Source organism: Bacteroidota bacterium (genome assembly GCA_016715945.1).
Classification (GTDB): Bacteria; Bacteroidota; Bacteroidia; order Bacteroidales; family F082; genus JALNZU01.
The window spans coordinates 2,504,568-2,531,177 of sequence record JADJXJ010000001.1; the positions used below are offsets into that span (position 1 = coordinate 2,504,568).

22 protein-coding genes and 2 pseudogenes are annotated in these 26,610 nt (G+C 48.1%); 9 read left to right on the forward strand and 15 right to left on the reverse strand.

Annotation, left to right across the window (positions count from 1 at the left end; genetic code table 11):
* Window positions 1–7 precede the first annotated feature (7 nt).
* The 3 genes from IPM52_09845 (at window position 8) to IPM52_09855 (ending at window position 2,703) form a co-directional block, all read left to right on the forward strand.
* A complete protein-coding gene (locus tag IPM52_09845; protein ID MBK9291914.1) occupies window positions 8–508 on the forward strand; it encodes a low molecular weight phosphotyrosine protein phosphatase in 501 nt (166 codons plus the stop codon).
* Window positions 509–884: 376 nt separating this feature from the next.
* Window positions 885–2,141, forward strand: coding sequence for an AAA family ATPase (locus IPM52_09850; GenBank protein MBK9291915.1), 1,257 nt, complete (start codon window positions 885–887; stop codon window positions 2,139–2,141).
* Window positions 2,134–2,703 carry an RloB domain-containing protein gene (locus IPM52_09855; GenBank protein MBK9291916.1) on the forward strand — a complete coding sequence of 190 codons (570 nt, stop codon included), beginning with the start codon at window positions 2,134–2,136 and terminating at the stop codon, window positions 2,701–2,703. Before IPM52_09850 ends, IPM52_09855 begins: the two co-directional genes overlap by 8 nt.
* A 260-nt stretch (window positions 2,704–2,963) precedes the next feature.
* Here IPM52_09855 and IPM52_09860 read toward each other — a convergent pair whose 3' ends face one another.
* Window positions 2,964–3,971 carry a M28 family peptidase gene (locus tag IPM52_09860; GenBank protein MBK9291917.1) on the reverse strand — a complete coding sequence of 336 codons (1,008 nt, stop codon included), beginning with the start codon at window positions 3,969–3,971 and terminating at the stop codon, window positions 2,964–2,966.
* 164 nt (window positions 3,972–4,135) lie between these two features.
* On the reverse strand, window positions 4,136–4,750 hold the full coding sequence (locus IPM52_09865; GenBank protein MBK9291918.1) for a nitroreductase family protein: 615 nt from the start codon (window positions 4,748–4,750) through the stop codon (window positions 4,136–4,138).
* A gap of 93 nt (window positions 4,751–4,843) precedes the next feature.
* On the opposite strand from IPM52_09865, the gene IPM52_09870 reads away from it, so the two are divergent.
* The 3 genes from IPM52_09870 to IPM52_09880 all read left to right on the forward strand — a co-directional run bounded on the left by IPM52_09870 (window position 4,844) and on the right by IPM52_09880 (window position 9,277).
* Complete coding sequence (locus IPM52_09870) at window positions 4,844–5,689, forward strand: histidinol-phosphatase (GenBank protein MBK9291919.1); 846 nt, start codon at window positions 4,844–4,846, stop codon at window positions 5,687–5,689.
* A 214-nt stretch (window positions 5,690–5,903) separates the two neighbouring features.
* Entirely contained in the window at window positions 5,904–6,902 is a 999-nt protein-coding gene (locus IPM52_09875; GenBank protein ID MBK9291920.1) for an ornithine carbamoyltransferase, read from the forward strand.
* 197 nt (window positions 6,903–7,099) lie between these two features.
* Complete coding sequence (locus tag IPM52_09880; GenBank protein MBK9291921.1) at window positions 7,100–9,277, forward strand: S46 family peptidase; 2,178 nt, start codon at window positions 7,100–7,102, stop codon at window positions 9,275–9,277.
* A gap of 92 nt (window positions 9,278–9,369) precedes the next feature.
* Here IPM52_09880 and IPM52_09885 read toward each other — a convergent pair whose 3' ends face one another.
* Together IPM52_09885 and IPM52_09890 are read right to left on the reverse strand one after the other, a co-directional pair.
* Window positions 9,370–9,939 carry a hypothetical protein gene (locus IPM52_09885; GenBank protein ID MBK9291922.1) on the reverse strand — a complete coding sequence of 190 codons (570 nt, stop codon included), beginning with the start codon at window positions 9,937–9,939 and terminating at the stop codon, window positions 9,370–9,372.
* Window positions 9,936–10,454 carry a nitroreductase family protein gene (locus tag IPM52_09890; GenBank protein ID MBK9291923.1) on the reverse strand — a complete coding sequence of 173 codons (519 nt, stop codon included), beginning with the start codon at window positions 10,452–10,454 and terminating at the stop codon, window positions 9,936–9,938. Before IPM52_09890 ends, IPM52_09885 begins: the two co-directional genes overlap by 4 nt.
* Before the next feature lie 127 nt (window positions 10,455–10,581).
* Between IPM52_09890 and IPM52_09895 the strand changes: the two genes are divergently transcribed.
* The 3 genes from IPM52_09895 (at window position 10,582) to IPM52_09905 (ending at window position 15,582) form a co-directional block, all read left to right on the forward strand.
* Window positions 10,582–12,159 carry a hypothetical protein gene (locus tag IPM52_09895; protein MBK9291924.1) on the forward strand — a complete coding sequence of 526 codons (1,578 nt, stop codon included), beginning with the start codon at window positions 10,582–10,584 and terminating at the stop codon, window positions 12,157–12,159.
* A 28-nt stretch (window positions 12,160–12,187) separates the two neighbouring features.
* Complete coding sequence (locus tag IPM52_09900) at window positions 12,188–12,823, forward strand: DUF3267 domain-containing protein (GenBank protein MBK9291925.1); 636 nt, start codon at window positions 12,188–12,190, stop codon at window positions 12,821–12,823.
* Window positions 12,824–13,440: 617 nt separating this feature from the next.
* A complete protein-coding gene (locus IPM52_09905) occupies window positions 13,441–15,582 on the forward strand; it encodes a M3 family metallopeptidase (protein MBK9291926.1) in 2,142 nt (713 codons plus the stop codon).
* Window positions 15,583–15,755: 173 nt separating this feature from the next.
* Here IPM52_09905 and IPM52_09910 read toward each other — a convergent pair.
* From IPM52_09910 to tnpB (IPM52_09960), 11 genes and pseudogenes are all read right to left on the reverse strand, one after another.
* A pseudogene (locus IPM52_09910) lies at window positions 15,756–15,965 on the reverse strand (hypothetical protein).
* A gap of 21 nt (window positions 15,966–15,986) precedes the next feature.
* The gene (locus tag IPM52_09915; GenBank protein MBK9291927.1) at window positions 15,987–17,429 is read right to left on the reverse strand and encodes an IS66 family transposase; all 1,443 of its coding nucleotides are present in this window, start codon (window positions 17,427–17,429) and stop codon (window positions 15,987–15,989) included.
* Between the two features lie 146 nt (window positions 17,430–17,575).
* Window positions 17,576–17,941: an IS66 family insertion sequence element accessory protein TnpB gene (tnpB, locus tag IPM52_09920; GenBank protein ID MBK9291928.1), complete on the reverse strand. Its 366-nt coding sequence runs from the start codon at window positions 17,939–17,941 to the stop codon at window positions 17,576–17,578.
* Between the two features lie 4 nt (window positions 17,942–17,945).
* On the reverse strand, window positions 17,946–18,227 hold the full coding sequence (locus tag IPM52_09925) for a hypothetical protein (GenBank protein ID MBK9291929.1): 282 nt from the start codon (window positions 18,225–18,227) through the stop codon (window positions 17,946–17,948).
* A 69-nt stretch (window positions 18,228–18,296) separates the two neighbouring features.
* Complete coding sequence (locus IPM52_09930; GenBank protein MBK9291930.1) at window positions 18,297–19,703, reverse strand: PKD domain-containing protein; 1,407 nt, start codon at window positions 19,701–19,703, stop codon at window positions 18,297–18,299.
* 377 nt (window positions 19,704–20,080) lie between these two features.
* A complete protein-coding gene (locus tag IPM52_09935; GenBank protein ID MBK9291931.1) occupies window positions 20,081–21,781 on the reverse strand; it encodes an SWIM zinc finger family protein in 1,701 nt (566 codons plus the stop codon).
* 337 nt (window positions 21,782–22,118) lie between these two features.
* Window positions 22,119–23,112 (reverse strand): annotated as a pseudogene (locus tag IPM52_09940) (DUF1016 family protein).
* A 451-nt stretch (window positions 23,113–23,563) separates the two neighbouring features.
* Window positions 23,564–23,890 carry a transposase gene (locus tag IPM52_09945; protein MBK9291932.1) on the reverse strand — a complete coding sequence of 109 codons (327 nt, stop codon included), beginning with the start codon at window positions 23,888–23,890 and terminating at the stop codon, window positions 23,564–23,566.
* Window positions 23,848–24,756, reverse strand: a complete 909-nt coding sequence (locus IPM52_09950) for an IS66 family transposase (protein MBK9291933.1) — start codon at window positions 24,754–24,756, stop codon at window positions 23,848–23,850. The genes IPM52_09945 and IPM52_09950 overlap by 43 nt, the downstream gene beginning before the upstream one ends.
* 195 nt (window positions 24,757–24,951) lie before the next feature.
* Complete coding sequence (locus IPM52_09955; protein MBK9291934.1) at window positions 24,952–25,104, reverse strand: hypothetical protein; 153 nt, start codon at window positions 25,102–25,104, stop codon at window positions 24,952–24,954.
* A gap of 124 nt (window positions 25,105–25,228) precedes the next feature.
* Window positions 25,229–25,516, reverse strand: coding sequence for an IS66 family insertion sequence element accessory protein TnpB (gene tnpB / locus IPM52_09960; protein MBK9291935.1), 288 nt, complete (start codon window positions 25,514–25,516; stop codon window positions 25,229–25,231).
* Window positions 25,517–26,610 lie beyond the last annotated feature (1,094 nt).

A 26,610-nucleotide genomic window follows, 5' to 3' on the forward strand; every position in this document is an offset into this window, starting at 1 on the left:
ACATCCCATGAGCAACAGCTTTCCGAACCGCAAAAAACCTTACCGCGTGCTCTTTGTATGCCTGGGCAACATCTGCCGTTCGCCTGCCGCCGAGGGTATTTTCAAACGCATTGCCTACGAGCGGGGACTGAATGTGGAAGTGGACTCGGCCGGCACCTCGGGCTGGCACGAAGGCGAAGCTGCCGACAGCAGGATGAGGCGGGCCGCCCGTCAGCGCGGATACGAACTCACCAGCATATCGCGCCCGGTGCGCCGGAGCGACTTCGGGCGCTTCGACCTCATCGTGGCCATGGACGACAGCAACTATTTCAACCTGCGCGAGATGGCTACGAACAAAGAGGAAGAAGACAAGATAGTACGCATGGCCGATTTTCTCGACCGCAAAGATTACGACCACATACCCGATCCGTATTACGGCGGAACCGAAGGCTTCAACCTGGTGATCGACCTGCTCGAAGAAGCTTCAGAAAACCTGGCCGACGAAATAGCGCAAATGCAGGGACTGTGAAAAACCTGTCATCAACCTAGTGTTGGCAAACTTTATCAAAGCACTGCTATAAGCCGGACCGCGCCGGCTTTCAGATCAGATCTTCCTGATCGACATTAAATTATGTATATTCTGTTCGTCACCCCTCATATTCCTACAACGACGAAAGTATCCCCAACAGGCAGCCAACCAACCTCCATGACGATCCTGAAACACAGTTTCATTAATATTCAACCGGTCAGATCGGTCGTTTTCGGGATTATTTTCTTGTTTTAATGCATGCAACACCAATTATTTGGCATCCATGACAACACGTCAGGATTAATTATATGTAAAAATTTGCAATTTATATTTTATCCATTATTTTTGCAACTATTTTACAAATAAAGCCATTAAAATGGTCTTGGAAATACGTTTAAGCAATTTTTTCTCCATCAAAGAGGAAGTTGTGCTCGATTTCAGAGCAGCGAACATTAAATCGGCAAATGCAAAGGCTTTGAACAACAATGTGTTTGAGCAAGGGAAGAAAACTTTGCTCAAAACCCTTATCATCTATGGTGCGAATGCCTCCGGAAAAAGCAACATAATCAGGGCCATCAGGTTTTGTCATGCTTTGGTTTTAGAATCACACAACCACAATCTGGACACTGTTTTCAATTTTCAGCCATTCAAATTCGATCTTTATCCTGACAAACCCAGCACATATTCCATTCGGTTTTTGCTAAACGACACTGAGTACCTTTATTCGTTCTCACTGACACGTGAGAAAATTGTTACCGAAAGCCTGCATTTTTACCCAAAGGGTCGGATAAAAGAAATTTTCACCCGCGACGAACGGCTGGGGAAGACCAAAAAGGATAAGTACACTTTTACGGATGTGATCAGAAGGCCAATGGATGTTGCCGAGAATACCTCCGAAAAGACCCTGTTCATTTCACGTGCCAGCCAACTGGATCGTGACATTGCGAAAGACGTTTTCAATTATTTTCACCGAACATTCATTTTAGATTATCTCGGTTTTGGTGTTTCGGCCATAGAAAACATCAGTAGGCAGAATAAAAAACAATTGCTTGAGGCCCTCAAAATCGCTGATAGCGACATTGAAGACGTAAAGATAAAGGTCTTAAAGCGACCTGTCAAAAACATTCATGCCGACCTGGCCAATATGACCCTCAGGGTGGAGGATGTGGTGCAAGACCACTTGCAGATAAAAACCTATCATAGAAACCAACCTGACGTTGCTTTCGATTTTCTGACAGAAGAATCGCAGGGCACCATCAAAATGTTTTTCATCATGCTCACCCTGCTCGAAGTGGTCAGAAACAACAAGGTATTGCTCATTGACGAGATTGAAGAAAGTCTGCATCCAAAAATTATTGAATATATCTTCAATCTGTTCAGGGCAGGCGAAAAGGCGCAGCTGATCTGTACCACGCATAATACACGTTTTCTGAGCCTTAAGAGCTTCCGGAAAGATCAGATATACTTTACAAATAAAAAATCCGACGGCTCAACCGATTTATATTCTCTCTACGATTTCAGCGATTTTCGCGACACCATGGACCTCGAAAAAGCTTATCTTCAGGGGCGTTTTGACGCTGTGCCATTTGTAAACGACTCTGATCAACAATTAAAACTGTTGCTTGATGGGTAACAAGAGAAATGCATCCCGGGGCAAAAAAATAAATCCACATTTCTGGGTGTTTTGTGAGGGAAAAACTGAAGAAGCATACGTCATTTTCCTGCGTTCGCTATATCGCCTGCCAATAGAAGTTGTGCCAAAAATTTCCGGTTCTGACATTAATATCCGTTACATTGAATCATACAAGAGAAACAAACCCACACACGAAAAAGATCGTGACTTTTTAATTTATGATGCTGATATTCTGCATATTATTGAAAAGCTCAGAAATATTCCAAACGTAAATCTGATTATTTCTAATCCAGCTATAGAGCTATGGTTCCTGTTGCATTACAAAAATCAGATTACTTCTATTTCAGCGGCTGAGTGTGTGAGACAACTTGAAAATAGAAACAAAAACACCTACAAAAAAGGGCTTATTGATGAACAGCTCAAAACCAGGCTAAAGGAAAAATACAAAGAAGCTTGCAACAGGGCGCGTCAGCTCCGACTTTTCGAAAACCCATCCACGAATATGTTTTTGTTTATCGAAGCCCTCGAAAGTGCAAAACAAGAGAAATTGGCAGAAAAATAATGCGATAAACCGATTCTTAATTTTCGGGTATTTATCTTTATACTCCCGTTCTGAGTATAAGTGTCAATTTCAGAAATAGTTTTCAATACAACATTTTGTTTCTGTTTTTTCGGGGGATACGCCTGCTTTAAAAGCTGTTGCAGTTTTCAGCATTTTCCGGTCAAACATTTACTGCTTCACAGGAATAAGACTTCATGAAATGATTGCAATCTAATATGCTTGATTTCAGTATATTACAATTCTAATTCCCTATATACGGCTTACTGGCTTTCGTAGATCACCCTCGTAACCACCTCGCCCACAGCCTGTAAGGTCTTAGGGTCAATTTGGCTAAGGTTGTCGCCCAGGGTATGCCAGTATTCGTAAAAAGTACCGTTGCTGCTATTGGGGTCGAGGTGGATGATGTTGATCATGGGGATGCCGGCAATCTGGTTCACTGGCAGGTGGTCGTCGGTAATGGGGGCGCCGGGTTTGTTGACAAACATATGGTCGTAACCCATGCGTTGTGCGGTGCGCCACACCTTGTCGATCACCCAGGCTGCATATTGCTGCGAGAAGTATTCGCGCGGAAATACGGCCCCTGGGGCTCCTACCATATCGAGCAGGATGCCAAACTGTGCCCGGTAGCCGGATACATGCGGATTGGCCGACCAGTACCTCGAGCCCAGCGCCCAATGCTCATCGCTGCTCCCGCTGCGCGGGTCGTCCTGATGCGGGCCATAGTCTTCAAGGTCAAAAAAGATGATATCCACCCCAAGGTTTTCATTCAGTGGCGCCTTTTGCAACAAACGCGCCAGCTCGAGCAGGACGCCCACGCCACTGGCGCCGTCGTTGGCGCCGTCGATGGGTTTACGCCTGTTTGCAGGATCGGGATCATGATCGGCATAGGGCCTTGAGTCCCAGTGCGCTGCCAGCAAAATCCGCTTGCGGGCCTTCGGATTGAAAATTCCGATGATGTTTTTGCCATCGAAAATGGTGTTGTTGTACACCCTGGCCTTAAACTCCTGGATGAGGGCCGTGTCGGCGCGCTGCTGCAACTGCTTGAAGAGCCATTCGGCTGCTTCCCGGTGGGCTTTGCTGCCGGGTACCCGTGGCCCGAAAGCCAGCTGTTCGGCCACAAAGTGATAGGCCGAATCGGCCGAAAACAGCGGTATCTCGGGTTGGCGTGTGGTCTTTTTTTGCGCTTCGGAAGTGGCAGGCTTGCGCGTTATCCCGTTGCAGGCAGCAAAAAAGACTACAATCAGAATCGTTAGGGCCGGGCGAGTCATGAGCGTATTTTTCGCAAAAATAACCATTACCTGCGAGGATGTTTCCAAAGCCCGGGATGTCGCATCAGTTATCATGCATTTTGCTCGTCCGCTGTGCTTCACGAGGAGCAATTGATGCCTTGCGGACTTGGGTGCGGCCTGCTTTGCGTTTGGTGGCCCGTTAATCAAAGAAACGCAGCCGCCTGCCCGAATGCCCCGCTAAAAACAAGCTGGTCGAGCGGCTTGCGCTCCCTTGGGCTGGTTTCCATGGCCTTGAGATTGGGATGCAGCACCTCCGGATCGCCAAGATGACCCAGCGAATTTGCCGTAACTACTTTGTAATCTGAAGGAAGTTCAAACAATGCAGCAGCTTTTTCGGTGTCGAACCCACCCATCTGATGCACATACAAGCCCTCGTGCATGGCTTGCAAGGTAAGGTATGCCATCGCCTGGCCAAGATCGTACACCGCAGATTTGTTTTCTCTGCCAGGGTTTTTGCTGGAGCTGGTTTTTGCAACGGCAAGAAACAGCACCGGGGCTGTGCCTGCCCATAACTGGTTGAATTCGACCAGCGTGGAGAATATTTTCTGATAGGTGTCGTCGCCTTTGAATCCTACGATAAACCGCCAGGGCTGTTCGTTGCTGCTTGAAGGCGACCAACGTGCAGCCTCAAATATACGTTGGAGCTGCGCTTTTTCCACTTCCCGGCCATCGAAGGCACGCGGACTCCAGCGCCTGGCAATGAGTGGCATCACCTCATGCCTGGTTTGGGCTTGTTTGATGTGTGCTGTCTGAATCATTTTCTGGTTTTCCTCTTTTAACAATACAAAAGTGCATTTTGTTTTGAACCCTTGCTATGCTGAGCTGGGTATCTTTGCGCCAAATTTCGCCAGATGACCGGATACAATTTTCATACCCATACCCTCTTTTCCGACGGCCGCGACACAGCCGAAGCCTTTGTGAAACAAGCCATTGCATCGGGCATGACTGCCCTGGGCTTCAGCGACCACTCCCCCCTGCCCTTCAACAACAAATTCAGCATCAAACCCACAGAGCTACAACGCTATGTGCAGGAAATAGGAAGATTGGCCACCGCTTACGGCGAACAGCTCGAAATTTACCTTTCGCTCGAGATTGACTTTATCCCCGGCATTTCCGACAATTTTGACGCCCTGCGGAGCCAGGCCCCTTTCGATTATCTGATTGGATCGGTGCATCTGGTGGGGCGCGATGCGGAGCAAAACCTCTGGTTTACCGACGGGCCTGATGTGGCCGTGTACGACGCCGGTTTGCAGGAATTCTTCGGAGGGGACATCCGTAAGGCTGTCAGGGCATTTTACGATCAGACAAACCAAATGATCGAAACCCAGAAGTTTGATGTGATCGGGCACTGGGACAAGATCAAAATGCACAACCGCAACCGGTATTTCACCGAGGATGAAGGCTGGTACCGCGCGCTCGCCCTCGAAACCCTCGGACTGATTGCCCAGAAAGGCCTGATTGCCGAGGTGAACACGCGGGGCCTTTACAAAAAACGGTCGGACAGCCTCTATCCCTCGCCCTGGCTGATCAGCGAAATGTACCGGCTCGGCATACCGGTGGTCATCAGCTCCGACGCCCACCTGCCCGAAGAGCTTCAGGCCGAGTTCGATACTGCCATCCGGGCAGTTCGACAGGCAGGTTACCGATCAGTGGTGGTTTTCACGAAAAACGGCTGGCTGGAAAAACCGCTCGGTTAGGTTGTTTGATCCTGCATCTGGTATTATCACAAGCCTGAAGAAAGTGATAAACTTCAGTTTTGTTTCACAAAAAACTGCAAAACTGTTCGATTTCGAACATATAAGCTTGCAAAATCGGGCTGATGAGCCAAATATGTGAATTTTTTAACAAAACTTGGCTACCTTTGCCGGCATAGGAAGTTTTAAGACATTCAACACACAAAAAATCAAACATATGGCATTCAACCTTCGCAACCGCAGTTTCCTGAAACTGCTCGATTTCACTCCTGCCGAGATTAAATTTCTGCTCGATTTGTCGGTCGATCTGAAAAAGGCCAAATATTCGGGCACCGAGCAGCAGCGCCTTAAGGGCAAGAACATCGCCCTGATTTTTGAGAAAGACAGCACCCGCACCCGTTGTGCTTTCGAGGTGGCAGCTTTCGACCAGGGAGCACATGTAACCTACCTTGGTCCTTCAGGCTCGCAAATCGGTAAGAAAGAATCGATGAAAGACACTGCCCGCGTGCTTGGCCGACTCTACGACGGCATCGAATACCGCGGATTTGGGCAGGATATTGTGGAAGAGCTGGCCAGATATGCCGGTGTGCCGGTGTGGAACGGACTCACCAACGAGTTTCACCCCACTCAGATCCTGGCCGACCTGCTCACCATGATGGAGCACAGCGACAAGCCCCTGCATCAAATCAGCTTTGCCTACTGTGGCGACGCACGCAACAACATGGGCAACTCGCTCATGGTTGGCGCTGCCAAGATGGGTATGGACTTCCGCGCGGTGGCACCCCGACAGGTGTGGCCAAATGAAGAACTGGTGGCCAAATGCCGCGAAATTGCAGCAAGCACAGGCGCCCGGATCACCCTCACCGAAAGTGTGGACGAAGGCGTGAAAGGTGTGGACTTCCTCTACACCGACGTTTGGGTGTCGATGGGCGAACCCGATCATGTGTGGGAAGAACGCATCAAACTGCTCAGGCCTTACCAGGTGAATAAGGAAATGGTGGAAAAAACAGGCAATCCGAAAGTGAAATTCCTGCACTGCCTGCCCTCGTTCCACAACCGCGAAACCGTTATCGGCGAGCAGATTTACCAGAAATTCGGTCTGGAAGCCATGGAAGTTACCGACGATGTATTCGAATCGGAACACTCCCTAGTATTCGATCAGGCCGAAAACCGCATGCATACCATCAAAGCAGTGATGGTGGCTACCCTGGGATAATAGCACCAGAAAAGGGTTTCCGGAAAACCAAAACAGCCGGAAAACCTGAAAATCATAAGATTCAGGGCCGTGGCGACCAATCTCGCTCCGGCCCTTTTCTTTTCCGTAAATCAACCCATGTTTGCCGTTGGCTGGCCAGCACAAGCAGTTCCGGGGCTTTTGCATAGCTTTGCCCTCATCTATTCAAACACTTAGGCATGAAACGTTTTATCTCCTTCTTTTTGCTGGCCCTGGGTCTTATGGCCATGCAGGCAAAGGCCGACGAGGGCATGTGGATTCCCAAACTGATCGAAAAGCTCAACATGGCCGAGATGCAAAGGCTTGGCCTGAAACTGTCGGCCGAACAGATCTACAGCGAAACCCTGCCCAGCCTCAAGGATGCCATCGTCATCTTTGGCCGCGGTTGCACCGGTGAGGTCATCTCCGACAAAGGCCTCATCCTCACCAACCACCATTGTGGCTATGGCGCCATTCAAAGCGTGAGCACTGTGGAAAACGACTACCTCCGCAATGGTTTCTGGGCAAACTCATTCGAAGATGAGATCCCCATCAACGGACTGACCGTAACTTTCGTAATCCGCATGGAGGATGTGACAGATAAGGTGCTCCAGGGCATCTCCTCTTCCACACCTGCCGGAGAAAGGGCCGAGCTGGTGCGCAAAAACAGCACTGCCATCGAAAAGGCTGCCACCGAAGGCACACACTACACAGCTTCTGTCAGCGAATTTTTCGAAGGCAATGCATACTATCTGCTTGTTTATGAGGTGTTTCGCGACGTACGCCTGGTAGGCACCCCTCCTGAATCGATTGGCAAGTTCGGTGCCGACACCGACAACTGGATGTGGCCCCGCCATACGGGCGACTTTGCCATTTTCAGGGTGTACGCAGGTGCCGACAACAAGCCTGCCGCTTACAGCAAAGACAACAAGCCTTACAAACCCAGACATTTCCTGCCGATCGCGGTCGACGGGGTGAAAAAAGACGACTTCGCCATGATCATGGGCAACCCTGGCAGCACCGACCGCTACCTCACATCGTGGGGTGTGCGCATGGCCATCGAAGAAACCAACCCTACCCGCGTGAAAATCAGGGCCGAAAAGCTGCGCATCATGGACGAAGGCATGGAGGCCTCGCCTAAAGTTAGGCTGCAGTATGCCAGCAAATATGCCGGTGTTTCGAACTATTGGAAGTACTTCATCGGCCAGACCCGCGGCCTGAAGCGCCTCAATGTGATTGACAAAAAGCTGGCCATTGAAGCCGATTTCAAAGCCAGGATGGCTTCCAACCCGGAATGGCAGGCACAGTTCGGACAAGCCCTGCCCATGATCGAACAGGCCTACGGACAAATGGCCAATTACAACCTTGCACGCTGGTACATGGTCGAAGCCATCATGTCGGGTTCAGAAATCCTGAACATCGCCAACCGCTTCGGCCGCCTGCAGGAACTGCTGGGTGCAAAAACTCCCGACAACGATGCAATTGCCAGAGAGATCCAGCGCCTGCGGCAAGGCCTGGAGGCTGCATACAAAAACTATGACCTGCAAGTGGAGAAAAACATGCTGGCCCGCATGCTCGAGATGTATTACCAGGACGTGCCGGCCGAATTTCATCCGGCTTTGCTGACCAGCCTGGCCAGCCGCCACAAGCAAAACTTCCACGCCCTGGCCGAAGCGGTGTTTGCCCGTTCGGCTTTTGCTACCGCCGAAAAAGCGGAGGCTCTGCTGTCCAAACCCTCGGCCAAAGCCATCGCCAACGACCCCGCCTTTGCCCTGGCCAAAGCATTCAACGAGGTGAACCAAAACCTGCAAAAAGCCATGGCCGAACCAAACAATGCCCTCCGGACCGGCAACCGCCTGTTTGTGGCCGGCCTGATGGCCATGTACCCCGAGCGTACATTTTACCCCAATGCCAACCGCACCATGCGCCTCACCTACGGCACCGTACAGGATTACTTTCCGGCCGATGCTGTGCACTATAACTATGTGACCACCACCAAAGGCATACTCGAAAAAGAAGACCCCAGCACATGGGAATTCGAGGTGCCCGAAAAGCTTAAAACCATGATCCTCAATGGCGATTATGGCATGTATGGCAATCCCGATGGCAGCATGACCGTCAACTTCCTGACCAACCACGACATCACCGGTGGCAACTCCGGAAGCCCCGTGCTCGATGCCCAGGGAAGGCTGATTGGTCTGGCCTTCGATGGCAACTGGGAAGCCATGAGCGGCGATATTGCCTACGAAGCCGAACTGCAACGCACCATCAGTGTGGATATCCGCTATGTGCTGCTGATTGTGGACAAATTTGCCGGCGCCCGCCACATCATGAACGAACTCCTGATCGTAAAAGATGGCCTCGAAATAAATCCCTAGGCGTTTTGTAAAACCCGGATGAACCGCGCAGCCAGATCCCATGGGTCTGGCTGTTGCGTTTTTTGTGGAACCGGCTAATTAAAGGAGACAGTTCACTTTCGCATAAAAAATAATAAACCATGCTTCTTGATTGCTTTACTTTTCATTTCCTCCATCAACATCCGCGTTCTGGCGCGAAATCCGGCACTACCCTCGTGCCGGAGGTTATCGGCCAGCACAAACACTTCATGCTCAAGTCCGGGATGTTGCATGGCGATATGGTGCGCAAGGCTGAGCGCATTGCATCGCACGGCCACCTCGTTTTCCTTTGCCGAAGCCAGCTGCAGGCAGCGGTCGAACAGGGCCATTGCAAAGGTTTCGTTGGTACGATAAAGTAGCAGCACCTTGAGCATATTGCGCAGTACAGCCTGGTGCCCGTTTGTGAGAACCAGCGCAATTATGGCATCGGTAAAATCCTCCAGCGCTTCTGGCCGGTTGGCCGATATTTCCTCGACAACCCAGGCCATGCGGGCAGCTTCGCGGGGCGGCGCAGTGCTGATGGCGTCGAGCAGGCGTCCGATCTGCTCGGGTTGCTGAACGACAGCAGCGGCTATGGCTTTCTTTTCGTGATTGCCAAACGGACGCGCGAAAAGCGCTGCCAGTTCGCTTTTACTGCTGCTCATAGCCATTCTACTACTTCCTCCAGGGGCTTGCGTTGCTTGGGTCGGGTGGCTATCTCACCGGCCACAGGATAGCCCAGAGGTGTGATGGCAAACACCTCCTCGCCTTGCTGAATCCTTAGGACCCCGGAAAGCACAGCGGGATCGAAAGCCGATATCCAGCAGGTGGCCAGTCCTTCGGCCTGGGCTGCAAGCACCAGATGATCCATCAGTATGGCAAGGTCGGTTTCGAGGCTGTTCCAGCCGTCGTATTGCCTCACCCAGGCCTCGTGCCTTGATCCTTTGACCACAAGCACCACAGGAGCCTGTGCAAACCAGGGCGCCTTGTAAGCACGGTGCAGCTGCGTCAGCAATGCTTTGCTGCACACCACCACCATCTTCCATGGCTGTCGGTTGGCTGCCGAAGGCGCCATGCGACCGGCCTCCAGAATACGCTGCAATGTGGGTTCGTCAACCGGACGGGCAGGGTCGTAACTGCGTACGCTGTAGCGCGATGCAACAAACGAAACAAAATCCATCTTTTTTTGTGCTAAGTTAAACCGCTCTCTTATACACACCGCAACTTCGGCCGCCAAATTGCCGGTTTTTGTTCTGATGCAGCCAGCCCGGCATAAGCCTATCTTTGCCGGCAAAAATGCCCTGTTCATGGATCTGCAAAACAAATTCCGATTGCTGCTCAACAGGCCCGACGCGACTTTGTTCTGGCTCATGTGGACCATTCACCTGATACCCATCTGGCTTTTTACCCCCTTTCTCACGGTGGACGGTCCGGCCCATCTGCACAATGCCCGCCTGCTGCTCGAACTATGGCGGTCCAATCCCTACGTGGCTGATTTCTATGTCGTCAATCCCGCGCTGCAGCCCAATATGCTGGCACACCTGCTGCTGGCTGCACTGATGGCCGCCGGCATGCCGGCCCAGCTGGCCGAAAAAATTCTGCTCAGCCTGGTGGTGGGCTTATTCCCCCTGGCATTTCGCCACCTGCTGAACGCCTGCAGGTGTGCTTCAGAAGAACTTGTGCTGATGGTTTTTCCTTTTGTGTATGGCTTTCTGTTCTTCATGGGTTTCTACAATTTCCTGCTGGGAATGGTTGTTGCCCTCTACGGCCTCGGACTTTGGATCAGGCTTTTGCAGGGAGATAAATTCCGCCTGCTGCCGGTTCTGATCCTTGTTTCCGGTTTGCTTTCGCTCCTTGCTCACCTGTATGTATTTGCCTGGTATGCCGTGTTTTCCGGGCTTATTCTGTTTGTTCATATTATTCGTCCGAAAAGCATAGGTGCAACGGCCTATCCATTATGGATACTCCTCGTTATATGGTTACTCCCCATCCTGCCTGCGATTTATCTTGTTGCCAATGGGCAATTTTCCGGTGGCGAAAGCCAGAGGCTTCGGACGGCTGCGCTCTGGCGCATCATCTATGAGGTTCAGCCGGCCAAAGGTTTGGAATATGGCAAAGCCAACATCTACACCCAATGGCTTTTCGGGCTGTTGGTACTCAGGTTTTTGCTTGCGGTTTTCGAAGTTCTCAGGGGCAGGCTAAGCACGACCAGCATTGTTGCGGGGGTAGCGCTTTTCATGCTCAGCCTGGCATTGTTTGTTTTGCCCGATGGCAACGCACTTGCCGGTGTGGTGAGCCAACGCACCGGACTGATGTGGTTTCTGGCATTGCTGGTGCTGCTGGCGGGCTTTGAGACGCAGTTGTGGATGCGATGGCTGAGCAGGATGGTAGCAATAGTGACAAGCATTTCCCTGCTTTTGCTTTACGGGCAGGCGCTCAGCCACGATCAGCCCGTGGCACGTGCGGTGGCCCTGGCCGCCCGACAGGTGCCTGCAGGAGCTGTGGTATATGTGGAAAATACCTCCGATCGCATGTTGCATACGCATGTTTCCAATTACCTTGGGGCCACCAAAGGGGTGATCGTCAGCGAAAACTATCAGGCTGCACTGCCCTATTTTCCCGTTAAATGGAACCTGCGCAACCTTCCGGTGCTGCATCTGGGCGAGATGTCGAAACCCGTGAAAGCCTGGCCTGTGGCCGGCGGATTGCGCAACAGGCAGGCCGATTTTGTACTTGTGATTACTTCGGGCAACGAATCCCCCGAAAAAGCAGGAAACCTGGCAGACCAGCATTACTTTAAAGGACTGTATGCGCCTGTTTATCAAAACGACAAAAAGACTGTGAGTTTGTTTGTCCGGCTTCCAATAAGCATTTTCGACCTTTGATTCAACTTCAAAAGCGTAAAAAACAGTGATGAAAGGCAAAAAACCGGTCTTGCCCGAAGACCTGCCCGGATTGGGCTACCGTCTGGCCGACGAGCTAAGGCACGACAACCTGACGCCATTTCTGCTGCAGTACGTCAGGCAACGCGGTTTGTTCATTAAAATCTGGATAGCTGCCACTGTCATCAATGTTTTGCTGCTGGCTGCGCTTGCCACCATGCTTATGCTGGAGGCTAAGGCCGACTTCGACCTGATTGCCAGGGCTGTGCTGCCGGCCTTACTTGTTTTGCTGCTGCTCATTCCGGTGCACGAATGGCTGCATGCGCTGGCTTACAAATATGCCGGTGCGCCCAGGGTGAGTTATATCATCAACTGGAAGAAATTCTATGTGGCTGCACTGGCCGATAGGTTTGTGATTAGCCGGCAACCATTTTATATTGTGGCACTTACGCCCTTTGTTGTTATTTCGGTAATGCTGGTAATCGGGGTGTTTTTAATCGCAAATCCCTTGTGGCAGCTGGCACTGGCCTTTGCCCTGCTGCTCCACACCTTATCGTGTCTGGGCGACTTTGCCATGATCAACTACACCCAGCTCAGGAAGGAGAAAGATGTGGTTACCTACGATGACAACCAAAAAGGCATGTCGTATTTCTGGGTCAGAGACTAAGAAAGCCCGCAAATCCGATGATCCCCGGGCGACCGACCTGCACACACAGGCAAAAAATTGCACACCTGAGGCGAAACACAAGGGGCACTGGTTGTGCATGCTGCTGAAAAATCGTTGCACGCCGGAAGCAAAGGAGGTTCGCTCAAAGCTCAAAAAATCCTCGGAACAGATCGAAAATCTTTAGGCGGCGCTATTTCATATCTGTGATCATCTGTTCAATCTGTGTTCTATTCTAAATGAAACACAGATCACACTGATTTGGCTGATTTTCGCTGTTTCTAATCTGTGACCATCTGTTCAATCTGCGTTATCTGTGTTCTATCCTCTAATAATGGAACGCAGATAACATTGATCACGCTGATTTTCACGGTAACATCCATGTGACAACCGTGACAACAACGACAACAATGACAACCACCGTCCACCTCCCGCAACCCGCAACCCGGGACTCGCCATCCGCCATTGTAACCCTTTAACTAATTAACCACGACAACGAAGACAACCCTTCCCTTCCCGTTAACTTTTTTTATATCCTCCATAACTGCCAGAAAGATTGGCAATTAGATGTTTCATCTATTTTTACGAAAAAATAGAATGAATAGCCAATTTTTTGTTTTATGAAAAGAAACCTTCTCATTATCATGCTTTTGTGCATTATGCTTCCAACCATCGGACACGCTCAGAAAAAAAGTAAAAAAGCCGTTCCGGCGAGTCCGGAAGCTCAGGCCAACCCGCTGCTGAGGGCATTCGACACCCCATTTGGTGTTCCTCCCTTCGACAAAATTGATAACGAACACTACCTTCCGGCCTTCGAAGTGGCCATCAGGCAGCACAAATCGGAGATCGAAGCCATAGTTTCGAACCCGGCCAAGCCCGATTTTAACAATACCATACTGGCCTTCGACCGGGCTGGCAGACAACTCGGACAGGTCAATGCTATTTTTGGGGGCTTGCGCGGGGCACATACCAACGCCCGCCTGCAGGAAATTGCCCGTAGTGTAACACCCATGCTTACAGCACACTACAACGATATCCGTTTTAATCAGCAGCTGTTCGAACGTATCAAAGCAGTGTACGAAAACCGGGCAAATCTGGGTCTCGATCTGGAGCAGATGAGGCTTGTGGAAAAGATTTACGACGATTTTGCCCGCAATGGCGCTGCCCTGCCCGAAGACCAGCGCGAAGTGCTCAAAAAGCTCAACCAGCAGATGTCGATGCTCTCGCTCAGGCTTGGCGAAAACCTGCTGGCCGAGAACAACGCCTTTAAACTGGTGATTGAAGACGAAGCCGATCTTGCCGGACTGCCTGAAGATGTGCGTTCCGCTGCTGCTGCCGAAGCCAAGCAGCAGGGAATGGAAGGCAAATGGGTGTTCACCCTGGCCAAACCATCCTGGATACCTTTCCTGCAATTCTCGGAAAAGCGCGACCTGCGCGAGAAAATCTATATGGCCTATGTGAACCGCGGCGACAACAACAACGAACACGACAACAAGGCCCCTTTCATCGAGCTGATGCAACTCAGAAAACAAATGGCCAGGATGCTGGGTTATGACAACTATGCCGAATATTTTATCTCGGACCAGATGGCGCAAACACCCGGCAACGTGTACGAATTCCTTTATAAAATCTGGGAACCTTCGCTTGAAAGGGCCAAAGCCGAGCGCGACGAAATGCAGGAAATCATTCGTCGCGAAGGCGGCGATTTCACCCTGGCATCCTGGGACTGGTGGTATTATGCCGAAAAAGTGAGAAAAGAAAAATACGACCTCAACGAAGATGAGCTGCGTCCGTACTTCCCCATCGAAAAGGTAAAACAGGGTAATTTCCTGCTGGCCGAAAAACTCTTTGGCCTCAAATTTGTCAAAAGGACAGACCTGCCGGTGTATCATCCCGAAGTGGAAGCCTACGAAGTGCTCAACCGCGATGGCAGCCACCAGGGTGTACTCTACATCGACCCCCATCCGCGTCCGTCGAAGCGCAGTGGCGCCTGGTGCGGCACCTACCGCAATGCTTCATGGGACGAACAAGGCAACAGAATCAGCCCGGTGGTTACCATCGTCATGAACTTTACCCGCCCGGTTGGCGACCAGCCTGCCCTGCTCAGCTTCGAAGAAGTGCGCACCTATTTCCATGAGTTTGGCCATGCCCTGCACAACCTCTTTGCCGAAGGCAAATACAACCGTACCAGCCGCTCGGTACCACGCGACTTTGTGGAACTGCCCTCACAAATCCTCGAAAACTGGGCCGCCAATCCGGAATTCATCAAAATGTACGCCTTTCACTACCAAACCGGCGAACCCATGCCTGATTATCTGATTGATAAGCTTATCAACGCCTCCGCCTTTAACCAGGGCTTTGCAAACACGGAATATGTGGCTGCCGCCATCCTCGACATGGACTGGCACACCATGGATGTGGACGAAAATACCGACGTGAATGCCTTCGAAAAAGCCAGCATGGACCGCATCGGACTCATTGAACAGATTTATCCCCGCTACCGGACCACCAATTTCGGCCACATCCACAGCACAGGTTATGCCGCCGGTTACTATGTGTACCGCTGGGCTGGCGTGCTCGATGCCGATGCCTTCATGGCTTTCAAAGAATCGGGCGACCTTTTCAACAAAGACCTGGCTGAGCGCTTCCGCAAATACATCCTGGCCGAAAACGGCAAGTGGGAAGGCATGGATGCCTATGTGCGCTTCCGCGGACAGGAACCCTCCATCGAACACTTCCTCAAACTGAGCGGCCTGAAATAAGCACCATCACTTATAAGGCTCCTCCAGGGGCTGAAAACCGGAATTTGATTTCACGGTTTTCAGCCCCTGATTTTTTCACAACCACTTTGATTTTGAGAAACGAAGGTATCAAACACGAAAGAGGATTTACCTTTGCTGGGGGCACTTCACCTGTGCCTGAATATACAAACAGCCTAATCCCGTATGCAGCGCACACTGAACCCGCCACCCTTACTGGTGTAGTCGCGTTCCACGTGTCCGTAGTTGCGATACATGCCACGGAACCACGCGGTTGTCGATGAGGACTCTGTGGACGACCAATAATAACCGATGTTAGCAATGCTGTAAAACGACCCACCGAAGCCACGGCCGCCGCCAGGAAAAGTAGAAAATCCGTAACCCTTCGGCCACGAGCGTGTTGCTTGTTATTTTGGATTTTTTATTGGGAGTAGTTTGTACAGTTGGTTGGCCGGGTGGTCTGGAAGTACCTCGAGGGTATGGCTGAGCCAGCCAAAAGGTTCTACTTCATTGAGTTTGCAAGTGGCTAACAAGGAATAAATCATGGCTGCGCGCTTTGCTCCCTCATGCGAGCCTGCAAACAGATAGTTTTTTCGGCCAAGGGCTACAGGACGTATGGTGTTTTCAATCAGGTTGTTGTCCATTTGATATCGTCCGTCATCGAGGTATCTTATCAGTCTTGGCCAAAGGGTCAACATGTAAGTGATGGCCTGGCCAATGGCGCTTTTGGGCAAGACACAGGCATGTTGCTCACTGAGCCACCGATGCAACTGCTCAAGCACAGGTTGGGCCTGTTGCTGTCTGAGGATTTTTATCTCATCATGGTTCAGGTGATTCTCTTTTGCCATGCGCTCAATCTGGTATAGCTTGCCTATAAGCAACAGGGCAGTTTCAGCCCGTTGGCTGTCGTTATCCAATGCCTTTTCAAAATTGCGTCTGGCATGTGCCATGCAGGCAAGTTGCAAGATATGGCCTTTGAGTCTTAATCCGTTGTATGCTGCATAACCATCGGTTTGAAGCACTCCGCTAAAGTCTTTCAAAAACTTCTCCGGGCCTTCGCGTCCGCGCCCTGCTTGGTAGTCGAATACCACAAGGCGCTCCATCGGATCGTGGTACACCCAGAGGTAACCTTTGTGTGTTGAGCCCGGCTTGTCTTTTGTCAATACTGCAATGGGCGTTTCATCGGCCTGAAGGTAGCCCGAGGATTGAACTTTTGCCACAAGGCTATGGTATAGCGGTTCAAGCAACTGACAGCTGGCGCTGAACCATCCGTTGATGGTTGACTCTGACAACTGAAGCTTCTGACGTTTGAACATTTGTACCTGACGGTAAAATGGCAGGTGATCTGCGTATTTACTCACTATCAGGTGAGCCAACATGCTTGCGCCGGCATTACCTTTCTCGATAGGCAGGCTCGGAAGCTCGGCTATGGCTATCTGTGTTTGTTCCTGGTTCTGACCAAGCACATACTTGGGGCGCACAATCTGCCTGACATAGATGCTGCCAGGCTCGTATTCAAGTACCTCCGTGATGGCATTACCAATGAAGCGGGCGCCCTCAGGAAGGTTCTGTGGTTCGATGACCTGCTGTTTGCGTGGCAAATGGGCCGGAAGTTCAAGACGAAGCGGTTGTTGCTTGTCTTTTTGCCCGGCTTTTGTACGGGTGTAGTTTATTTGCTGGGTCTGGGGCTCCGGTTTCTGAGGTTCCGGCAGCTCGAAAAGGGTTAGTTGATTGGGATTGGCAGCCACAAACCGTTCGCTCTTTGCACCAAATAGCATACGCTTGAGCTGGGCAAGTTCATGCTTGAGCAGCTTGAGCTCGACCACCAGCGCATCATATTCCGATACCATGTCCTTATGCCGTGCAAGCTCTTGACGAAGCATATTGAGCTCGGCCAGTAAGGCTTGATGTGCTGCTTTGGAAATAGTGATTGTTTCTGTGCTTGCCATAGGGCAAAATTACAGAATCAACCTGCTGGAAATGACCGCCTTAAACCTTAGTTTCCAACAAAATCATGTCGATAAAATCGCTTGTTTTTTCTTGCATTTTCCATTGAAATACCATTGATTATCATCACCAGCTGGCTATAGTCGAGCATCTGGTTTTTCACCCCATCCATACTTTGTTTGGGCAGTTGCAGCCTGCCTTGCTCGAGTCGCTTGTAAAACAGTACGAACCCTCCGGGTTCCCACCGAAGCATTTTGATGCAGTTGCGTGGCTTGTTAATGAAAATGTACAAATCTCCGCTCATGGGGTTTTGGCCAAGCTTGCTTGTGACCAGCCCGCATAAGCCGTCGAAACTTTTACGCATGTCTGTTGGCTCAAGGTAGAGAAAATACCTTGCCGAAGTAATGGAAAACATATCATCACATCCGGATTAAACATTTGAGCAGCGATACAGGGGTAGACAACGGCACATGTAGCTCAATGCCATTGGGATAACGAATCAACAGGTTTGTGCTACATGGCCCATTCAACTGCACAAAGCCTCCAGTTGCCTGCTCCTTTGAACGATACTTATTTACCCAGTAACGAAATGTGTAAAGCTTCATCCCATTTGCCATTGCAAACGACCTTTGACTTTGACCACTTTGCTCCCACTGCTCAACCAAAAAAAACATTTTGTCTTTGCGCTCTTTACGAATCATATCCCAAAAATTTTAAGCGCAAATATCTGCAACCCAACCCCATCCTAAAATATGCTCGTGGCCGAAGGGTTACGAAAATCCAAACTCATCAAAACCGTGGTGGGTGCCGAAATCCCAACGGGGATGAACCGTAGTGTTGCAAACCCCACCCAGGGGTGAGTTTACCTGCCGGCAGGATTTGAGTGCGTTGCCGGCGCCATTCGTTACATTGCTGTTTGGAAAACCCTGTGCCACCACATAATCAACCAATTGCGTCCATTCGGCATCGCTTGGCACATGCCAGCCAGCAGGGCAAAGTCCATTGGTGTTGTTTACTGCATACCAGTTATAAAGCGCGCCATAGCTGTTTTTCCAGATGCTGTCGTTGTTATACCAGTCATAAGCTCCGGTGGTGTTGTTCGACCATGCACTGTTATCTGAGCCGTGATATTCGATAATCGCATTGTTGCGGTATTTGGTGGTTCTCAGGTTTTCTTTCATCCAGCACTGGTTGCCAATGAGCACAGTGTTGTAAACATTACCGTCAATGTCAGTAACCGTAGGGGTTTCCGGACAGGGCTGGCCGGTGCCGCCGCCACCACCCGCAGTCACCATAATGTAACCATCTTTCGTGTGGCTGTTCGAGCCATGCGCATTTGAAGCTGTAAGCTTTACGTTGTAGCTGCCGGCATTCTGATAGGTTTTTGATGGATTTTGTTGTGTACTTGTGGTTCCGTCGCCAAACTCCCATAACCAGCTTGTGGGATTGTTGCTGCTCTGGTCGGTGAAGGTTACGGTTAAGGGGGCTGTGCCGCTGGTTGGGTTACCTGTAAAGGCGGCAACAGGTGCGCTGCCTGCAGCACTCACTGTGATGTAATTATTTTTCGTGTGACTGTTCGACCCATGCGCATTTGAAGCTGTAAGTTTCACATTGTAGCTGCCGGCATTCTGATAGGTTTTTGATGGATTTTGTTGTGTACTTGTGGTTCCGTCGCCAAACTCCCATAACCAGCTGGTGGGATAGTTGCTGCTTTGATCGGTAAAGTTCACCGTCAGCGGGGCTAAACCGGAAGTGGGTATAGCACTGAAGGCTACTTCAGGCGCACTGCCGGATGTTTCCGTTGTAAACTGTACCTGGCTGCCATAAGCAGTTCCCGCACTATTGGTTGCGTATGCCCTGACGTAATAAACCGTATTTTGCGAGAGGCCAGTTAAGAGACTTTGAAAAAGGCCTGTTCCTCCTCCTTCATTGGTGATACCGGCATGTAGCTCAATGGTTGGCGTTTGTGATGTGCTCCATACAATACCCCGTGAGGTTATCGCGCCGCCGCCATCGTTTGTAACATTACCACCGCTTTTAGCCGTAGTGGCAGTAATCTCTGTTACTGCATGCGTGCTGATGGTTGGTAGTTCAACCTTCTTTTCTTCCTTTTTGCAATTCGTTAGCATAACGCTGGTTGCAATTGCAAATGCTGACAGTAAACTTAACTTTTTCATATTTTTCAATTTAGTTTGGTATTGTTCCTTTACTATTTATTGCATTTTGTTGGTAACGGTTGCTTGTATTAATAGTTTGGTATTGCATGCCATGTTCCTAACAGCACGCACGAACGCCGATGCGGGTCTGGACGTTTATAAACACTAAGCCCCAATGCATTATGCAATATGTTAGCCGTTCGGTGTAAATTTTTTTCTGTCATTTTGTCTTTCAATTTACTACTTCGTTGTTGACTACCTTTCGTTGCCTTTGTTGGCTCTTTTGCGCTTTTTGATTTTAATTTTGGCTCGTTCGAAATGAAATTAATGAATTCCCATACAAATACATTTTTTTGAGTAATTGAAAATTTGCATCCAATTGCGTATGCATAAATAGCTTATACTTTATCCAGTTCCTCCATTAATGCTTTCCTTTTAGGATATTCCGTTCTCAAGTATGAAATAACTGAATTTGCTTTGTCTCTTGCTCCCAGTTTTATAATCTTGCGGATGTATCTGCAAGCATTTTGGTAATGGTTTCTACCCATATTGTCTTCCAAGTATTTTTGAACTCCTTTTGCGTATATTTCAACTAATTCATTCGCATAATCTTTTGCCAGATACTTTTCGTAATATTCAATTGTGTTTAAATCGGGGGTTTTTCTGACCAATTCAAAAAGTCTGTCCCACCATTGTTCGTTTATGAAAATTTTTGCAATCAAATTGGTATCTATCCATCGTTTTGTTGTTGTAATATCATGAATAACATCTTCTACAAATCCAATCCATTTTTCAGGTTGTACATGCTGTTTGAGTATTTGGTAATAATCCTGCTCATGCCTGAAATTGTCAATAAATAACAGACGAGCGTATTCAATAATTTTGTCGGAGTCGTTTTGGGCTTGTGCTATTTTTAATAACCAGTCGTACCATTCTTTTGCTAATCCAGGTTTATCTTTAGAATCATGATTTATTCCGTCCTTGGCTAAAGAAATGGCTTTATCATAATTTTTCTTTTGGAGTGATTTTTGAATAGCTTCCCGTCTTAAATTTGGATTTGTAATATTTTGTTCCAGATATTTTTCTGCGGCATTTTCTCCTTTGGTTTTAAGCAATATATCGTACTTTATAGTTTGGGCTTCTTCCTTCGCGTAATCGGAACTTTGAACTTTTTCTATTAGTGCAAAAATTCGCTCAGTTTCGTCTTCAGTTTTCAAAAGTAGTGCAGCAATTCGCAAAATACCAATATGCCAATCCCAGCCTGAATAAATTTCTTTGTCAAAAGAGCTAAAACAATATTCAATAATTAGTTTTCTGATTTCTTCAGATAACTTTTCCTGTGCGATAGTATAAAGCATTTGATAAGCGGTATCAATACTTCCGCCGATATCACCATTGCTGTCATCCGAATACTGAAGAGCTTCTGTCATTTGCTCCATCACGGCAGTACAAATAAAAAAAGCACTTTTATAATTGAGTTTGATGATCTGTTTTTGTGCCGTCTCCAATAGGTTGTCAACGGCAATTCCTACAACCCTTGATGCCGACCAGTCGATAAAACCATACCTGTCGGAAGCCGATTTAAGGATTGTTTTTACCTGCTTAACGTACAGTTCTTTCGATTCATCGGAATTGTGTTGTACAAAATAAGATAAAAACAAATTCCTGAAATGAGGGTCTGTTGAGGCCATTTCGCGCACAAATTCTTTTAATTCATCATGGCTTGCTTTTTCAAGCAATTCGTCAACCTGCTGAGCAACTATTTTAGGCTTTGCAGGTTTAACAGATTGCTTTTTTTTGGTTCTTTTCGTCTTTTTATTCAATTCCAACTCATCTTGTTGCAGGTAAAAAATAACAGCAGCTATATGCTTGCAAACAGGCCCCATATCGTAGGGGCAATCGCAATCATGCTCGGTAATAATTCCGTTTTTGAGGATAAGTTGAACTGTATAATCCTGGGTACCCTCGACAATAGCCACATACTCGCCAGGGCTTATTTCTTCGGGTTCGTTTACTTGCCCATTTTTAAAGTACTGTAAACCACGCTTAAGTATGGTTTCATCAATGTATTGCTCAAATTGGTTCAGCGGAATTTTCATATTTTATCCAAATTATTAATCACAAATTTATATTATTTCGATGGGGCAACTGTAATAAACAAATCTTTCGCAAACTCAGGTCTTGTGTCTGTTTGTGTGCTATGCATACAGGCTGTTTTGTGCGTCGGTTGTACATTAATTCGCTTTCTTTTTTCTATCTTTAAGTAGCAAACTGGCAGTAGTATCAATATCTTATTTCATTAATGAATAACGTGTTGCGTGTTGCCGCGGTTTGCAAATTCGGAATGCTTCATTGTCAACCAAGCACAAATGTTGAGATAACCGCTGCTCTTGATTTAACCACTGAATCGCTGCTTTGGGCAAGCGGTTGTTGGCATTATTGGCTATATTTATCTTCCTTATCATTGTCAAACAGTTCGTGTAGTTTTTGTTGTAAAAGTTTCTTGTCGGGTAGCTGCGTTTTATATTCTGAAACCATTGTCGGTGAAAGGCTTCTGCTTAAAGCATATTCTACTACTTCACAGTCTTTGTCCTTACATAATAAAACTCCAATGCTCGGATTTTCGTTTGGCTTTTTTAACGTCTCTGTCCAGTGCTTCCAGGTAAAAGTTTAGCTGGCCCAGATGTTCTGGCTTAAATTTATCAGCTTTTAGTTCGAATGCCACTAAACATTGCAACCCTCGGTGGTAGAAAAGCAAATCAATGTAAAAATCGCTGTTACCTACTTGCAACTTATATTCCTCTGCTACGAACAAAAATTCTTTCCCGAGTTCGAGAATGAAATTTTTCATCTGTATTACAAGTCCACGTTGCAAATCACTTTCATTATGTAGTTCAGGTAAGTTTAAAAATTCAAATACATAGCTGTCTTTGAAGGTGTTTGAAAGCTCGTGATTACTTTCTCTCAACGCTGTCGAGAGTTTTGAGTTTCCAATCATTGTCCGCTCGAAAAGGCTTGCTGAAATTTGTCTTTCAAGTTCTCTGAAACTATATCTTTCTTGTTTTGATAACTTTAGATAAAATTCTCTTTCTTCGGCAGTCTTACACCTCGAAAAAATTGCCAAGTTATGTGACCAACTAATTTCTCTCAACAGTGTTGAGAGTTTTGGAAAGTTCTTGTAGGTTTCATAAAATTGCTTCATTCTCCAAAGGTTTTTATCGGAGAACCCTTTTAATTCTGGTTCGTTTGTTTTTATGAATTTTGCCAATTCTGTTACTACAGAGTCACCCCATTCTGAATGTTCAATTTTATTGCTGATATATTCACCAATATTCCAATAAAGATTGATCAGTTCAGCGTTTACGGCTTTTAATGCGTTGTTCCGTGATTGTTTTATGAGCTGAATTATGTCCGTAAATCTATTGTCCATTTTTTATTTCTATTTGCTAAAAATCTATGTTTTTCCGGGCGTGACTCCCTCTTTTGAATTTGTTTTTTAGCCATTACCGCTAACTCGTTTATTGATGTGCCATAATCCTCCACACTCACCTACTAAGGCTGTAGATGTGCGACTGCTCAAGGTCATTTTCATGGTCAATGGGCACAAGGCTATCAAAAAAACCTGTCGCCACCTGCACTTTGGATACGATTCTACCTGAGTCTATCATATTGGTTTGGCGGTATATAGGCCCTAAATTTACAAATTCCCCCAAGATCCGCCAACAAATGTTAATAAATCTTAAAATACTTTATATCACCTTTATTATCAAACACATACAAAATATGTTCCATCATTTTCGTTCAAACAAATCCTCAACATGCAACAAATTTTGCCGCTACCCATAATATCTGTAACCCTTCGGCCACGAGCGTGTTGCTTGTTATTTTGGATTTTTTATTGGGAGTAGTTTGTACAGTTGGTTGGCCGGGTGGTCTGGAAGTACCTCGAGGGTATGGCTGAGCCAGCCAAAAGGTTCTACTTCATTGAGTTTGCAAGTGGCTAACAAGGAATAAATCATGGCTGCGCGCTTTGCTCCCTCATGCGAGCCTGCAAACAGATAGTTTTTTCGGCCAAGGGCTACAGGACGTATGGTGTTTTCAATCAGGTTGTTGTCCATTTGATATCGTCCGTCATCGAGGTATCTTATCAGTCTTGGCCAAAGGGTCAACATGTAAGTGATGGCCTGGCCAATGGCGCTTTTGGGCAAGACACAGGCATGTTGCTCACTGAGCCACCGATGCAACTGCTCAAGCACAGGTTGGGCCTGTTGCTGTCTGAGGATTTTATCTCATCATGGTTCAGGTGATTCTCTTTTGCCATGCGCTCAATCTGGTATAGCTTGCCTATAAGCAACAGGGCAGTTTCAGCCCGTTGGCTGTCGTTATCCAATGCCTTTTCAAAATTGCGTCTGGCATGTGCCATGCAGGCAAGTTGCAAGATATGGCCTTTGAGTCTTAATCCGTTGTATGCTGCATAACCATCGGTTTGAAGCACTCCGCTAAAGTCTTTCAAAAACTTCTCCGGGCCTTCGCGTCCGCGCCCTGCTTGGTAGTCGAATACCACAAGGCGCTCCATCGGATCGTGGTACACCCAGAGGTAACCTTTGTGTGTTGAGCCCGGCTTGTCTTTTGTCAATACTGCAATGGGCGTTTCATCGGCCTGAAGGTAGCCCGAGGATTGAACTTTTGCCACAAGGCTATGGTATAGCGGTTCAAGCAACTGACAGCTGGCGCTGAACCATCCGTTGATGGTTGACTCTGACAACTGAAGCTTCTGACGTTTGAACATTTGTACCTGACGGTAAAATGGCAGGTGATCTGCGTATTTACTCACTATCAGGTGAGCCAACATGCTTGCGCCGGCATTACCTTTCTCGATAGGCAGGCTCGGAAGCTCGGCTATGGCTATCTGTGTTTGTTCCTGGTTCTGACCAAGCACATACTTGGGGCGCACAATCTGCCTGACATAGATGCTGCCAGGCTCGTATTCAAGTACCTCCGTGATGGCATTACCAATGAAGCGGGCGCCCTCAGGAAGGTTCTGTGGTTCGATGACCTGCTGTTTGCGTGGCAAATGGGCCGGAAGTTCAAGACGAAGCGGTTGTTGCTTGTCTTTTGCCCGGCTTTTGTACGGGTGTAGTTTATTTGCTGGGTCTGGGGCTCCGGTTTCTGAGGTTCCGGCAGCTCGAAAAGGGTTAGTTGATTGGGATTGGCAGCCACAAACCGTTCGCTCTTTGCACCAAATAGCATACGCTTGAGCTGGGCAAGTTCATGCTTGAGCAGCTTGAGGCTCGACCACCATCGCATCATATTCCGATACCATGTCCTTATGCCGTGCAAGCTCTTGACGAAGCATATTGAGCTCGGCCAGTAAGGCTTGATGTGCTGCTTTGGAAATAGTGATTGTTTCTGTGCTTGCCATAGGGCAAAATTACAGAATCAACCTGCTGGAAATGACCGCCTTAAACCTTAGTTTCCAACAAAATCATGTCGATAAAATCGCTTGTTTTTTCTTGCATTTTCCATTGAAATACCATTGATTATCATCACCAGCTGGCTATAGTCGAGCATCTGGTTTTCACCCCATCTATACTTTGTTTGGGCAGTTGCAGCCTGCCTTGCTCGAGTCGCTTGTAAAACAGTACGAACCCTCCGGGTTCCCACCGAAGCATTTTGATGCAGTTGCGTGGCTTGTTAATGAAAATGTACAAATCTCCGCTCATGGGGTTTTGGCCAAGCTTGCTTGTGACCAGCCCGCATAAGCCGTCGAAACTTTTACGCATGTCTGTTGGCTCAAGGTAGAGAAAATACCTTGCCGAAGTAATGGAAAACATATCATCACATCCGGATTAAACATTTGAGCAGCGATACAGGGGTAGACAACGGCACATGAAGCTCAATGCCATTGGGATAACGAATCAACAGGTTTGTGCTACATGGCCCATTCAACTGCACAAAGCCTCCAGTTGCCTGCTCCTTTGAACGATACTTATTTACCCAGTAACGAAATGTGTAAAGCTTCATCCCATTTGCCATTGCAAACGACCTTTGACTTTGACCACTTTGCTCCCACTGCTCAACCAAAAAAAAACATTTTGTCTTTGCGCTCTTTACGAATCATATCCCAAAAATTTTAAGCGCAAATATCTGCAACCCAACCCCATCCTAAAATATGCTCGTGGCCGAAGGGTTACTAATATCTCACCCTTCGCTAAAGTCGCTCTAGTCCCCCTTCACCAATCTTTGAATCCTTGAATCATGAATCTTTGAATCCCAGCACCCGCAACCCGGAACTCCCTAATCTATCTATCCTCAACAATGGAACACAGATCACACTGATTTGGCTGATTTGCACTGTTTTTAATCTGTGACCATCTGCTCAATCTGCGTAATCAATGTTCTATCCTCAACAATAGAACGCTGATGACACGGATCAGGCTGATTTTCACGGATAAAACTACGACAACCACGACAACTCCCACAACTACAACAACCTCCCGCATCCCGCAACTCTTAACTCGTAACTCACTTCCCGCCACCCCTCGAATCTTTGAATCCTTGAATCATGAATCATTGAATCCCAGCACCCGCAACCCGGAACTCCCTAATCTATCTATCCTCAACAATGGAACACAGATCACACTGATTTGGCTGATTTGCACTGTTTTTAATCTGTGACCATCTGCTCAATCTGCGTAATCAATGTTCTATCCTCAACAATAGAACGCTGATGACACGGATCAGGCTGATTTTCACGGATAAAACTACGACAACCACGACAACTCCCACAACTACAACAACCTCCCGCATCCCGCAACTCTTAACTCGTAACTCACTTCCCGCCACCCCTCGAATCTTTGAATCATTGAATCATGAATCATTGAATCCCAGTACCCAGTACCCAGTACCAAGTACCAAGTACCAAGAA